Source organism: Lysobacter sp. TAB13 (assembly GCF_052113885.1).
Classification (GTDB): domain Bacteria; phylum Pseudomonadota; class Gammaproteobacteria; order Xanthomonadales; family Xanthomonadaceae; genus Lysobacter; species Lysobacter gummosus.
This window is the reverse complement of record NZ_JBFRDR010000078.1, coordinates 1-666: the sequence shown is the minus strand read 5'-3', so window position 1 is coordinate 666 and position 666 is coordinate 1. Positions and strand designations below refer to the sequence as shown.

Sequence of the window (666 nt, the reverse complement as noted above, 5' to 3'; positions counted from 1 at the left end):
TCGAAGGCCGGCGAATTTGTCATCACCTGGTAATCGCGGCCATGATGAATGACGAGCTTGCCGTTGATATACTCGAAGATCGCGCTGTCGCCCGACGCATCGGACAAGGACAGATGCAGGGTGGCGAGCCGGTCCTCCCCCGGCACCTTGTCGGTGACGATGGTGAAGGGCTCGGCGCGCAACGCCCCGACCGCCTCGGCCACCGTTGCGAAGTTGTCGAGCGCATATTGAGCCCAGGCCGCAATCGTCAGTCCAGGCTTGGACGCATCCAGGGCCGGATATTGCGACTCCACCAGCCAGAGCACGTTTGCGGCGAGGCCAGCTTCGTTCATCCCGTCAGTCGTCGAGACGTCGTAGCCTGACGCAATCACGCTGCCATAGCGCGACGTCCAGTGCAGCGAGTTCGGCCCGGCTTCGCCGCTGCGCTGCATTCCTCGGGGAAAGATCCAGAGGTTGGTCGAGACGTCATTGCGCCAGTCCATCGAGCGGGCCGTGATGACCATGCCGCCCTTGCCGAGATAGACCGCCCGCGTGCACGCCTCGGCCGTGGCTGAGGCGATGAGCATTGCCGCCAGGGAAGACGCGAGAACGCGCCGGGTCCAGCCTGGAACAATCGTCATCCCCTTGCCCTCCTTCCTTGCAGCAACGCCCCTCGTATCCAAGCAC

Annotated in this window: 1 protein-coding gene; it reads right to left on the bottom strand. The window is 63.8% G+C overall.

Translation table 11 applies throughout. The features are described 5' to 3' along the window. Positions 1-620, bottom strand: a 620-nt coding sequence (locus AB4Y92_RS25195; protein ID WP_441822102.1) for a linear amide C-N hydrolase, incomplete at its 3' end; no start/stop codon positions are given. Positions 621-666 lie beyond the last annotated feature (46 nt).